Annotated in this window: 12 protein-coding genes; 11 read left to right on the top strand and 1 reads right to left on the bottom strand. The window is 54.9% G+C overall.

Annotated features, from left to right (window positions below; genetic code table 11):
• Nucleotides 1-67 precede the first annotated feature (67 nt).
• The 7 genes from CA54_RS21250 to CA54_RS21280 all read left to right on the top strand — a co-directional run bounded on the left by CA54_RS21250 (nt 68) and on the right by CA54_RS21280 (nt 7,139).
• Nucleotides 68-1,084, top strand: coding sequence for a TIGR00341 family protein (locus tag CA54_RS21250; RefSeq protein ID WP_197532686.1), 1,017 nt, complete (start codon nt 68-70; stop codon nt 1,082-1,084).
• Nucleotides 1,085-1,272: 188 nt separating this feature from the next.
• Nucleotides 1,273-2,463, top strand: a complete 1,191-nt coding sequence (locus tag CA54_RS21255; protein WP_146373425.1) for a prolyl oligopeptidase family serine peptidase — start codon at nt 1,273-1,275, stop codon at nt 2,461-2,463.
• A gap of 94 nt (nt 2,464-2,557) precedes the next feature.
• The gene (locus tag CA54_RS21260) at nt 2,558-3,103 is read left to right on the top strand and encodes a DUF6817 domain-containing protein (protein WP_146372985.1); all 546 of its coding nucleotides are present in this window, start codon (nt 2,558-2,560) and stop codon (nt 3,101-3,103) included.
• Nucleotides 3,104-3,252: 149 nt separating this feature from the next.
• A complete protein-coding gene (locus CA54_RS21265) occupies nt 3,253-3,453 on the top strand; it encodes a hypothetical protein (RefSeq protein WP_145376232.1) in 201 nt (66 codons plus the stop codon).
• Nucleotides 3,454-3,564: 111 nt separating this feature from the next.
• Nucleotides 3,565-5,070 (top strand): lipid II flippase MurJ, encoded by a 1,506-nt coding sequence (locus tag CA54_RS21270; RefSeq protein ID WP_231963173.1) that lies wholly within the window; start codon nt 3,565-3,567, stop codon nt 5,068-5,070.
• Nucleotides 5,057-6,091, top strand: a complete 1,035-nt coding sequence (locus CA54_RS21275) for a class I SAM-dependent methyltransferase (RefSeq protein WP_197532688.1) — start codon at nt 5,057-5,059, stop codon at nt 6,089-6,091. Before CA54_RS21270 ends, CA54_RS21275 begins: the two co-directional genes overlap by 14 nt.
• Before the next feature lie 7 nt (nt 6,092-6,098).
• On the top strand, nt 6,099-7,139 hold the full coding sequence (locus CA54_RS21280) for a glycosyltransferase family 4 protein (RefSeq protein WP_146372988.1): 1,041 nt from the start codon (nt 6,099-6,101) through the stop codon (nt 7,137-7,139).
• 42 nt (nt 7,140-7,181) lie between these two features.
• Here the strand turns inward: CA54_RS21280 and CA54_RS21285 are convergent, their stop codons facing one another.
• Nucleotides 7,182-8,462, bottom strand: a complete 1,281-nt coding sequence (locus CA54_RS21285) for a Gfo/Idh/MocA family protein (RefSeq protein ID WP_146372989.1) — start codon at nt 8,460-8,462, stop codon at nt 7,182-7,184.
• An 851-nt stretch (nt 8,463-9,313) separates the two neighbouring features.
• Between CA54_RS21285 and surE the strand changes: the two genes are divergently transcribed.
• From surE to rimO, 4 genes are all read left to right on the top strand, one after another.
• Nucleotides 9,314-10,096 carry a 5'/3'-nucleotidase SurE gene (gene surE / locus CA54_RS21290; RefSeq protein ID WP_146372990.1) on the top strand — a complete coding sequence of 261 codons (783 nt, stop codon included), beginning with the start codon at nt 9,314-9,316 and terminating at the stop codon, nt 10,094-10,096.
• 180 nt (nt 10,097-10,276) lie between these two features.
• Complete coding sequence (locus CA54_RS21295; protein WP_146372991.1) at nt 10,277-10,744, top strand: hypothetical protein; 468 nt, start codon at nt 10,277-10,279, stop codon at nt 10,742-10,744.
• A gap of 7 nt (nt 10,745-10,751) precedes the next feature.
• Nucleotides 10,752-11,393, top strand: coding sequence for a hypothetical protein (locus tag CA54_RS21300; RefSeq protein WP_146372992.1), 642 nt, complete (start codon nt 10,752-10,754; stop codon nt 11,391-11,393).
• A 192-nt stretch (nt 11,394-11,585) separates the two neighbouring features.
• Nucleotides 11,586-13,007, top strand: a complete 1,422-nt coding sequence (gene rimO, locus CA54_RS21305; RefSeq protein ID WP_146372993.1) for a 30S ribosomal protein S12 methylthiotransferase RimO — start codon at nt 11,586-11,588, stop codon at nt 13,005-13,007.
• Nucleotides 13,008-13,016 lie beyond the last annotated feature (9 nt).

Here is a 13,016-nt window from a genome sequence, read left to right on the forward strand (position 1 = left end):
CACGACGGCGAAACTCAAGTGATTTATAGTTCAAATTATTCAGTAGCCCCTAGACGGAAAGCAATTCATGGCACTGCGGTTGATGCAGATTTTTTTACCCGACGATGCTGACCAAGAGTTCGACGAATTGCTAGAGGGGCGGGAGGTGATTGGGCGGTGGCGCGATGAGGATGCGCAACAGATTGTGCTGCATCTACTCGTCCCGGCTGAGGAAACTGAGCCGATCATGGACCGGTTCGAGGAACGCTACGCCGACCTCGAAGGCTTTCACGTGATCCTCTCCCCCGTCGAAGCCGTCCTGCCCCGCCCCGAAGCGGTGAATGGCGATGAGGACGAGGAGGAGGAGTCCCTCAACGGTGAATCCGAAGCCACGCTGGGTGAGAAACAGCGAATCAGTCGCGAGGAACTGTATACGAATGTGGTCGAGGACCTCGGCGTCACTTCTGTTTTTCTGGCCATGACATTTCTCTCAGCCATCGTGGCCGCCGTGGGACTGATTCGCGACGACGTGGCGGTGATCATTGGGGCGATGGTGATTGCACCGTTGCTGACGCCAAATGTTGCTCTGTCACTGGCGACAACATTGGGAGATTGGAAGTTGATGCGGCGGGCATTCGTCGCGAATGTGAGTGGCGTCGTCGTGGCGTTTGTGGTGGCTGTGATCATCGGACTCATTTTCGGAGTCGATCCAGACAATAAAGCCATCGCCGCACGGACGAATGTGAATCTGGGAGACATCCTCTTAGCATTGGCCGCCGGGGCTGCTGGGACATTGGCATTTACCCGTGGACTTTCAGGTGCGGTCATCGGCGTGATGGTTGCGGTGGCACTGATGCCGCCGCTTGTTGCGTGCGGCATGCTGATTGGTTCCGGCCAGTATCGTCTCGCAAGCGGTGCGATGTTATTAACCGTAGCAAACGTGATCTCGGTAAATTTGGCCGGCGTCGGCACATTTTTGATCCAAGGGGTCCGACCGCGGAGTTGGTGGGAAGCCAAGCGTGCCAAAACAGCGACACGGCGGGCGATTGCCGTCTGGATTGTGCTGCTAATTGCCCTGGCGTTGTTGTTTTGGTTCAGACGGTAAGCCCGGCGGGAATTGTTGTAGTGTTGCGTGACAGGAAAACGTAGATTATAGATCATTCAACGCGGGAACTGGGCGACGAATTGGACGATCGTTACTGCTAGCGGTCATCAAAATGGCATTGAGCCATCGCTACGACATAGGTAGGTCGTGATTCCCAGATAAGACTCACCGATTCATAGGCGTTCACCATGGCGATCGATATTACTTGCCCCGATTGTTTTCAAACGTATCGCGTCAAGGACGAACTTGAAGGGCGGCGGGTGCGTTGTCAAGAATGCGGAGCGGGGATTGATGTGGAAGTTGAAGAGGACTTAGAAGAGTTGGCCCCCTTGACGACGAAAAAAGTGCGCCCGCGGAAAAAGGCTGCTCAGTCGCGATCGCCCAAACCGGCGGCCGCACCGATGTCACAATCGACCAAAATCCTGCTCGGATCGGGAGCCACTGCGTTTCTTATCATGGCTGTGATTGGTGGATTGGTTTTCCTGGCTTGGAAGAGTGATGAATTCGGGGGAAATGAGGATCCCTACAATCTAGCTGCCGTGACGATCCCCGATTTTCCGGACCCGGAATTGAAAACAGTTGGTGAAGATTCATTCCAAATCGCCAAACTCCAACTCAAAAGCAATTGGGGCGGCCCGGGAACGGCGATGCAGTTGTGGCTGTACTTGCCGGTGGGAGAGCATGCGGACAAATCGCTGCCGTGCGTGTTAATAGCGCCTGCGGGAACTAATTTACTCAGGGGAAGCAATGTGGGCGAAGGTTCGGCGCCGGAACACATCCCCTATGTTGAGGCGGGATTTGCGGTCGTCGCCTACTCCTTGGATGGAAATATCGACGACCCTGAAAATGCGGACGGCTCCGACTTGGGCGATGCTTACGACGAATTTGTGTTGGCACGGGCCGGGCTCGTGAATGCGCGGAATGCCTTGGAGTTTGCACTCACCAAGGTCCCCGCGGTCGATCCTCGGCGAATTTTCACCGCTGGGCACAGTTCGGCCGGCACGTTGGCATTATTGTTTGCAGAACATGAACCGCGTTTGTGCGGTTGTGTTGCCTATGCTCCCGGATCAGACTTTACGGAAATGGAGGTCGAACTCGAAAAGAATCCGCTTTTGCGTCTGGTGTTCCCCCACGTCCAAAGGTTTTTAACCCGCAGTTGCCCGCAGACGCATGTGGCGGAATTTCACTGCCCTTTGTTTTTATTTCATGCCGAAGGAGATCAAGTTGTCCGCATCTCCGAGTCGCGGCAGTTTGTCAGTCTCTTGGACGCGCAAGGAAAAAATGTCACGTTTGAGACGATCCCCGGAGGCGATCATTATTTCCCGATGCTGGATCAAGGAATCCCTCAAGCAATTGAGTGGATGGAGAATTTTGAGTGAACCGGCAATAATTCATGTCACCTTATTGAACACGCTCACGTATCCATCGGCATAAAACATTACGCACTATTTTCGAAAAATGGATCCGCACATCATGACCTCCCCCACCTTCAAACAACTCACCGACTATTTCATCGCCGCTGGAGCGAATGATGTGGCGCATACGAAGAAGTCGTACATCGCCCATGCCATCGGCGTGCACAATGACCTCCGGGCGTGGGGCTGTAGCGATGAATTGTGCCGAGCAGCGATGTTCCATTCGATCTACGGAACCGAGCTTTTTCAAGACTTCACACTTCCCGTGGAAAAACGGGACGAAGTGGCAGAGTTGATCGGCGAGCGGGCGGAACGGTTGGCGTTTTGGAATTGTTTTATGGATCGCTCGACGTTGGATGCTTGCGCCAAACGCGGCACGCCACCGTTCATCATCCGGAATCGCGTCACCGGGGAAGAGGCGGAATTGTCGACCGAGGATTTCGACGATCTGTGCCGGATCCATTTGTGCGATTGGCTGGAGCAGGTCGCCCGGGCCGATCATTGGGATTACCGCCGCGAAGCCTATCGAGATTTCGCCGAGCGGTTGGGCGGTGTGGCGCTAGAGTCGTATGACCGCGTATTTGCTAGCGAACCGAAGGTATAATGGTTCATTATTTACCAGTCCTGGAAGAAGCGGCCGTTTCAGGGGTTGGCGAAATCCGGCGGTTTGCTTAATCTAAACCTTTGTTCCCTCGGTTCTCAGCCCCGGAACAATCTGAACACAAATTGCAATTTTCGCCGCGGAGCCGTCCTATGAGTGTCGAACACGAATTCATCGTCTGTCTGGGCACGATTCGCAGAGGTTTTCAATTTTTCGGGCCGTTCGTCTCAGAGCAGGCCGCCAAGGATTGGGCCGATGTGGCGGTGGAAGCTTCGTATACGATTTCTCCGTTGCTCAAGGATGAACGTGTCGCGGAATGCAACTGTGCCATGTCGCAGGGTGACGGGATTTAATTTCGCCCTGGCAGCCGCCCCCCCTGCCCTGCTTTGAATCGTGGACGATCTGGCAACCAAACCCCAAAAAAGTGACCGCGGATGGCCGGACGGCAGAGTTCTTTGAAATCCGTGTTTCTGCTGAGCGCCGGTTCGTTTGGGCATTTGGTGTTGCAGTTTGTGCTGCTCAAAATCCTAGCGGATCTGTACGGCACGGGGGAACAGAAGGCAGCCTATTCGGCGGCCCGCGCGGTGCCGTTGGTGATCAGCACGATCTTGATTGGCACCCTGAGCTTTGCCTTCGTGCCGATTTTCGTCGAACGCCGCGAACGACTCGGACGCCGCGCCGCCTGGGAAACCGCCGGATCCGTCGTGGGATTGATGCTGCTGGTGACGACCAGTTTTGCCATTCTTGCCAGCCTGGCTGCCCAACCGCTCATAGCGCGGCTCAATCCAAATTTCTCCGGAGAACAGTTGAAGCTGACCGTCGGTCTGTTTCGGATTGTGGTCTGGCTAACGGTCACCAACGGAATGATCGGTGTGCTGCAGGCGCTGCATCAATGTCACCACCGTTTTCTATTGCCGGCACTGAGCCCGATTCTGGGAAGCGGCATCGCCGTGCTATCGACGTGGCTGCTTCACGAAAAATTGGGGATCGCCGCCACCGCCTACGGCGTGCTGATCGGCGCCATCCTTGGGGCCGCAATCCAGTTACCGTTATTCCTACGGCATGCCCGTATACGAATCGGAGGCGATGCGGGGTTATCACGAATCCTCCACATGATGGCGCCCCTGGTCGCAGGAGCGGCTTACTACAAACTCGATCCGTTGGTCGACCGCTATTTGCTGCAGCCGACCAGCATTCCGCTGTTGGACTATTCTTGGGCCATCACCAGCGCGATGCTGATTCTCACATCCAGCGGCCTATCGGTGGTGGTCTTTCCTGTGATTGCCCAACATTCGTCGTCCGGAAATCGAGCAGGCCTCAAGGATGAGTTGGCGTATGCAATGCGGTTTTTGGCGTTTGTGCTCACACCGGTCGTGGTCGGTCTGTTGTTTTTCAGCACACCGGTCATCAAGGATTTATTCCAAGGAGGTGAGTTTACGCCAGCCGATACCGAAATGGTTTCGCAGCTAGTAAAAATCTACACATTGGTCATGATCGCGGGGAGTTTCGGCGAGATGCTATCTCGCGTGTTTTATGTGCTCAACGACACATGGACACCGGTACGGATTTCGGTCGTCGGCTTCACGCTGGGCGCAATCGCTAAATACTTAGTCGCTCCGCAGTGGGGAGTCATCGGCGTGGTTTCGGCAACATCGACCTATTATCTATTCAACGCAGCCAGCATGTTGTGGCTATTGCGCAAGCGGATTCAAGGCGTTGGGTTTGGCGGAGTGTTGCGCATGGTCCGCGATTCCCTGTTCGGCGCTGCTGTCGCCGCAGCAGTGGCGTACTGTGTTATCCAACTGGGATTTCGATTATCTTCCATCGTAGCCGCTCTCCTGGCAGCCGTTGCCTATGGAGGAGTGATGTACGTTATCCGCAACGAATTTGCAGTCATGTTTGTGTCCTATCTGGCAGGCTTCAGAGATCGCATTCGGCAAAATGGAGACCACAGTGATGCCGACCAGTGAATCAACCAAGTCGAAAGGCGTGGAGTTAGACGTCGACTGGGAACAAACCTGCTGCCCGTTGTGCGGCGCGGACCAACCCCACTTGATGCTGACCGGACCGGATCGCTTGTTGGGCCTGCCAGGTACGTTTCACTTGGTGCAGTGTGGCGTTTGTGGACACGCTTACTTAAATCCACGACCAACGCAAGAAACGATCGGCGCGTATTACCCTCCCGAATATGCGCCTTACCACGCCCCGGATGATGATTCTGCGAAACCGCAAACCACGGCAACCCAACGTGTCGGGCCGCTACGCCGCTGTCTGCGGTGGTTCTTGGATCCACGGGGAGAATACATTCCGCCCCTCACCCAATCCCAGCGTCGGGCGTTGGAAATCGGGTGCGCGGACGGAGGTTTTTTAGAGCGACTAAAAACACAGGGGTGGGAGGTCAGCGGCGTCGAATTTTCACCCGATGCGGTCGCCACCGCGCAGCAACGCGGTTTGAACGTACAACTCGGCACGCTGGAGTCGGCCAATCTTCCCGCAAACCATTTCGACGCTGTCTTTCTGTGGATGGTTTTAGAGCATCTCCACGATCCGCAGGCGACGTTGCGAGAGATTCGCCGCATCCTGAAGCCGGATGGTTGGCTGATGTTCAGTGTTCCCAATTTCGGTGCCTGGGACCGACGTTTTTTTGGTCGGTTTTGGTATGCACTTGATTTGCCGCGCCATCTGCAACATTTCACACCCCGTACCGTAAATCGGTTGCTGAGTGAAACAGGTTTTGAAACCGATCGGATTATTTACCAGCGGACGGCCAACAATCTTGTGGGCAGTCTTGGCTATTGGTGGCGCGACCGTTTTCCCAACTCGCGCTTAGCGGCGACTTTGATTCAACATTGCGCTGCACCGCGAACCGGATTGGTACTGCTCTTAGCGATACCCGCTAAGGTTTGGGCGTGGTTGCGGCAAGGGGGCGGATTGACCGTTGTAGCACGGCCGAAGGCCAATTTCCCCACCTCCAGCGATTCGGCGGAATAGGAACACGATGCGGATATTGTTTCTTACATCCGGCCGCGAAGTCCCCAGCAGTCGCTTCCGCGTTCTGCAATACGTGCCGTATCTTGAGCAGCGGGGGCATCATTGTGTCGTCGCACCGAGCAAGCCTCCCAAATACCGTGGTTGGCCTTGGCTGGGGAATCGACTGAGTGAGTTGCCCCGCGCGGGTGCGCGCACGCTCGACTTATTGCGGGCCGCATGGTCACGGTTTGATGTGGTTGTGGTTGAACGGGAATTGTTTAGCAGCGGAATCACGTTCTTTGAAAAGCAATTCCGCCGCATCGCTCCGACGCTCGTATTGGATGTCGACGACGGCGTTTTCCTGAGTGCTCCGCAGAAGTTCCAAGAATTAGCAACACTTTCCAATACCGTCGTCGCCGGCAATCGTTTGATTGCAGCCTATAGCGAAAAACAGAATCCGCGTACTGTCGTAATTCCCACCTCGTTGGACCTGTCGCGTTATGAATACCAACCGCCGACGCATCGCGTAGATCGCCCCATTGTGCTCGGCTGGACGGGCACGGCGGGGAATTATCCGCAACTTGGTTTGATCACAGATGCGCTGCGGCAATTGCCGGCAGACCGGGACTATGAATTGCGAATCATCGCCGAGCGAGAACCGCCGGCGGAATTGACGTCGCTCGACAATATTAAAGTCCGATTTCAGCCATGGAATGCGGAGCGTGAAATCGAGGACTTGCGAGCATTCGACATCGGCCTGATGCCGCTGCCCGACGATGAATGGGCACGATACAAATGCGGCCTCAAGGTCCTGCAATATTTGGCGCTGGGAATTCCGGCGATTGCTTCTCCGGTGGGAGTGAACAGCGAAATTCTCACGCACGACCAAAACGGTTTGCTGGCGGATTCGACCGCCGCGTGGATCGATGCGATTGAGCGGTTGGCTGACGATATCGATTTACGTCGGAAACTCGCAACCGCGGGACGCACAACCGTAGAAGCAACCTACAGCGTGGAAAAGAACGTGACGCTGTGGGAAGAGGTGCTCAATTCCGCCGCAGCGACATGAGCGGATTCTCCCGCTTTGGAGAGAATCCGCTCGCTGCGTGAATTACGCTTGTTCTTCGGGCATATGCGATTGGTCCAACTCGTTGGCGGGGACCATTTTTTCGTTCTTGCGATCCCAACCCATCATTTGGTTGGTTCGCCACGATTCGTTGGCCATGTTCACAGCCACAACGCCGGCAAGTCCCAACTCGGTCGGGCACTTCAATTCCTCACCATTGCGGAGGTGGTTGTGCAGGTTGTTGTGGTGCAGCACGATATCTTCGCCGCCGGATTTCTTGTGTTGAGCCAAGATCTTTCCATCCTTGTCCTTGGCGACCCAACCGCTGCCGGTGAAGTACAATGTCCCCCGATAGCCGCGGACCAAATGGTCGATGCCAACACGGTTGCTCATGGTTCCTAACACGTACACCGTCATGCCGCGGGGATATTCGCAGATCATTTCGAAGTTGTCCGGCAGATCCCGTCCATCGGGCCATTGCCAAATGCCTCCCATGCCGACAACACGGCGGGGATACAGCAAGTTGCAGGCTTTCATGATCCGCGTGATGCGGTGGATGAACAAGTCGGTGCAAATGCCGCCCGAATACTGCGAATAGTTCCGCCATTCAAAGTAGTGATGCGGATTCCAGTCCAGCTTGGGAGCATGCCCCAGCCAGGCATCCCAATCCAAATCGGCCGGTTGCGGTTTCCCTTCGACCGAAGGACGTTTCCGCCAAGGACCTTGCGTATCGTAGCGGCGGACGTATTCGATTTGCGCCTGCACGACCTGTCCGATGACACCCTCTTCGATTGCCTTCGCCGCCGAGCTGTAACTATCGTCCGACATGCCTTGCACGCCGACCTGGATAGCTTTGCCGGTCTCTTTTTGCTTTTTGATGACTTCCTGTGCTTGTGGAATCGAGTGCGTCATCGGCTTTTCGCAATAGACGTCTTTGCCGGCGTCCATAGCATCGACGGTCATTGTCGAGTGCCAATGTTCGGGGGTGGCAATCGTGACGTAGTCGATTTCCTTGATGTCCAGCACTTTGCGGTAGTCGCTGTAGCTATCGGTATCCAATTGCTTGGCGGCTGCATCGGCGCGGGTCTTCCAGCAGTCGGCAACTCCAAGAAACTCCAAATTGTCCGATTCTTTTAATTTCAAACAGGCCTTCACATGCCCACCGCCCATGCCGCCCACGCCGATAAAACCGACCCGGATGCGGTCGTTGGCGCCCAGGACTTTGCCGTAGCTTTTAGCAGTCATGGCCACTGTTGTGGCGGCAACGCCGCTGGTGGCCAGGAATCGGCGTCGTGAAACGTGTTTGTCGTGTTGATCGGCAGCCATCGAATGGGACTCCTCGCGATTTTATCGCGTGTATTTAGGGCAAAGTTGCATGTTCATACATATTTAACGCGGCTTATATCATAGCAAGCGGCAAAATCGGCGGCAATTGACTTGGGACTTGCCTACGGCCGCCGCAGAAGTCACCATGATCAACGTGCGCGGACGCCTTCGCTGCTATGGTTTTACGTTGAATGAAGGTGATACGTTGAATATTTCCGCGCGCGTCGGGTGCCAACCTGACTGTCGTAGCAAATCACCATTAATACGGTAAATCCATGCAAAAGGCCTCCCCAGATTCGCCACGATTCATGGTGTCAATTTCGGAGTGGCTTTCTGTGGTTGCGTTCCTTTCGACTTTGTTCGCAATCGTTCTTCCAGCTGTCGACGCCGCACGTGACGTTGACCAACTACCACCAGTGCTGCCGCTACTCCACCCATTGTACGAAGACACTCCACCGTGGCCATTCCTGATCGGTACTCCGATCATCGTCACCGCGTCTGTCGCAATGCTTTGTGGTGTCGTTAGGATTTTCCTCCCTAAGACAATTCGCAGGTATTTCGTGTGGAGGAAACCCCCGTAGATTCGGGCAATATCCACGCAAAACTGACCTGCCGACGCGGTTCAAAACGATGCCCGACGTGATTAGTCCGCGTTGGCTGCCACCGCTGGCTCGTTAGGCAGTGTTCAGTGGCACCCAGAGTTTTTGTTTCTTAGGATAGATGAAATAGACGCGTTGAGTTCTTCTTTGAACGCGAGTCCCGCAGTCGTACTGTACTGCATTTCAATCAGGCGGACCTGTCGTTGAAAGCCGACTACGCCGCTGAGGAAAAACACGGCAGGGAGGGTTGTTTTGGGGAACAGTAGAAACATCTTGCTCACCAACGACGATGGAATCTTCGCGCCGGGATTGGCGGCGCTGCGTCAGGCGCTGGAAAATCTCGGAAACGTGCAGGTGGTGGCACCGGCGAGCGAACAGAGCGGCGTCAGCCATTCTATCACCTATCTTGAGCCGTTGATTATCGACGAAGTCTATCACGACGACCAGCTTTTCGGCCGCGCCGTCGGTGGTAGCCCGGCGGATTGTGTGAAGGCGGCGATGTTGGAATTGTGTGATCCCCCGCCCGATTTAGTCGTCAGCGGCATCAATTCCGGATCGAATGCGGGAATCAATGTGCTGTATTCCGGCACGGTCGCGGCTGCGATTGAAGGAGCCTTTTTCGGCGTGACATCGATTGCAGTCTCGCTGTCGACGCATACCCGCCCCGACTACGAAGCGACCGCTGCGTTGGCGACCGATCTCATTGGACAGTTACTCGCCGGTAACCCTTCGCCCGGTTCGCTATGGAATATCAACTTTCCCAAATGCCAAGCAGACTGGCCGTTGGGGGTGAAAGTCGTCCCCATGGGGTTGGAACGCTATCGCGAGATGCTCGAAAAACGGACCGATCCTCGTGGACGGACCTACTATTGGAGCGGTTTGCATCCTGAACAAACCCCGCCTACCGAACTAAACTCCGACGTCGCCGCACTGACGGAAGGCTTCGTGACGATTACTCCATTGAATTTCAATCTCACCTGCACCGACGAAATGCAACGCGTCAGCGACATCGAATGGCAACTGCCGCCCCATTAATTATTGAAAGTTGGCGACGGGTTGGGCTCCCTATTTTAGGGTCCGACGCGCTCGATCTGTCGATTGGGCTTGAATCTTGGGCCTAGGCCGGAGATAAGAAACGTTTGAGGGACGCATCAAATCACCTCCGCCCATTCGATTCGCGCAACGTTATAATCGATTTCTAAGGACCAGTCCGCCATGCGATTTCTGCTCGCCTGTTTGTCGTTATTGGTTTGTCTGGGCTGCGAAGACTCCAAGAAGCCCAAGCGCGAGAGTAATATTAAAAAGCTGACGCAGGAGGTCTTCGACGCACAGGTCGAATTGCAGAACAAAGACATCGTGGAAGTGGAAAATAAAGTCGGGGGCAGCGACCCGATTTCGCAGTCGATGTCAGCCTACACCGCCGTAACCAGCCAAGTGAGTACGATGCAAGCACAACAACGCGTGATTATGTACGAGGTCGAGAATAATCGCTATCCGACCTACGAAGAATTCATGAAACTCGTAAAGGTGGAAGGCATGAAATTCGCCATGCTCCCCCCCTATCAAAAATACGGCTACGATGCGGAAACGGGCCGCGTGATGGTTCTGGAAGACAAAAAAGACAAAGCAGAACGCTACAAAAAAGCGGGCGTCAACGAAGATGGGGAATGGGCAAAGGATTGACGGGACGATGACAATTCGAACACAACTCGACAACAAAGGGCCAAGTATGCGATACGCAATGATAGCGGCGATATTAACCGTCTGTGTGGGCTGTGACGAAATGAAAAAAATGGGCGAAGAAAAACGCCAACCGGCCGCCCCACCCGGCGTTGCTCCCCCGGCTGGCGGTGGGGGGATCATGGGTATGGAGGCTCCCCGAAAAAATGCCGTAGAACGCCGAAAGCCCAATGCGATCGGCGGTTCCGGCCCGGCCCGTAAATCCGATTCAATAATCGGCAAGAAGACCGCCGAAGTCGTCGACATGACGACCATCCGCGACGATCCCAACATCCAACCCGTCTTGGAGCAAAAGCTGAACATCACCGATCCAGTTTCCGGCGTCGCGACGCTTTATTTTCGCATGGCGGGCCAAGCCAGTACGTTTGGAATGCAAGGTGCGATTCGACTTTATCAAGCGCAGCACGAAAAATTCCCCAGCCTGGAGGAATTCAAGAAAATCATGAAGGATCACCGTGTCGAATTCGCCAAACTGCGGCCGTACGAAATGTATGCCTACGATGAAGAAACAGGCGACCTCGCCGTCATGCAGGATCTCAAATTGAAGGCGGAAATCTATGCCAAGCATGGTCTAGACCCGGCCGATGACTAAGCTTGCCGAAATCGCGAGGGAACTGGCGTTCCCTATCAAGTTCGCTCTAGGACCGCTAAACTCTTGGCGAATCAACTGATCACCCGCCCGTTGCAAGTCACTTCGACTTTTGGGGTCGCCACGCGCCCAAAACGCGTATGAACCGACGTTGCAATTGGTGGGAGTCGCCAACAGCGAATGTCGAGTTTGTCCATGAAATCTTTGCCGATTGTTGACCAGCCAGCCCCCCCCCTGCCCCAGGTCGCCGACCCCGAAGGGGAAACGCGCTATTCCAAGGGGACGTACGCGTTTGTCAGCTTAGGCTGTCCTAAAAACCTGATCGACAGCGAACGCATGCTCGGTGCGTTGTCATTGGACGGTTATTCCCTCGTCTCGGAACCGGACGGAGCCGATTTTGTGATCGTGAACACTTGTGGTTTCATCGAAAGCGCGAGAGATGAATCCAAAGGCGTGATCCATGAGATGTTGGATCTCAAACGCCGTGGCGGCACCAAGGGATTGATTGTAGCCGGTTGCCTACCGGAACGTATGGGGGGCAGCCTTCTGGAAGAAATGCCCGAAATTGATCACGTGGTCGGGGTCTTCGGTCGTGAAGAAATCACCCGGGTCGCCGATCGTTTGATTGGCGGAGCACGCGAACAACGTGAGGTCTTCCGCCCCGCCCCGATCCGTGCACTGGACGACCGCTCGCGGCTCCGCATCACACCGTCGCATTTCGCATATCTAAAGATCTCCGAAGGTTGCGACCGGACTTGCACATTTTGCGCAATCCCTAAAATGCGCGGTAAGCATGCCACCAAACCCATGGACTTGGTGATCGCTGAGGCCCAGGAATTGGCCGCCGACGGGGTACGCGAATTGAATATCGTCGCTCAAGATACTACGTACTACGGATTGGATTTGTACGGCGAAGTCCGCCTCACCCAGTTGCTCAAAGAATTGGAGCAAGTCGACGGCATTGACTGGATCCGGCTGATGTATTTGTATCCCATCAACTTCACGGATCAACTGATCGACACCATCGCCGCATCAAACAAGATCATCCCCTACCTCGACATGCCGTTGCAGCACATCAATGATACGATGCTCAAACGCATGCAACGGCGCGTGAACAAGGCAGACAGCGTGGCGCTGGTGAAAAAACTGCGAGAACGGATTCCGAATGTTGTCATGCGGACAACATTCGTCGTTGGCTTCCCGGGCGAAACGGATGCGCAATTCCGCGAACTCAAGGATTTCGTGAGCGACATCAAATTCGAACGCATGGGTGTCTTCACGTATTCGTTAGAGCCGGACACCCCCGCAGTGAAGTTGCCCGACCATCTGCCCGAAAAGGTCAAACAGCAAAGGATGGGTGAATTGATGTCGACGCAACAACAAATTGCCTTTGATTTCAGTGACTCCTTGGTCGGTTATGAATTGGACGTGCTCATCGACGCGCATGTCGAGGACGACACCTGGCTCGGACGCACGTATGCCGATGCTCCGGAAATCGACGGCAATATCTACGTGACGGGAACCGACATCAACGTTGGAGACATGGTACCGGTCGAAATCACCGCGCGGCATGACTATGATTTAGTGGGAATTGCATCGGAACTGGAAACGGCATAGGCAATCGGC

The organism is Symmachiella macrocystis, from assembly GCF_007860075.1.
Taxonomy (GTDB): Bacteria; Planctomycetota; Planctomycetia; order Planctomycetales; family Planctomycetaceae; genus Symmachiella; species Symmachiella macrocystis.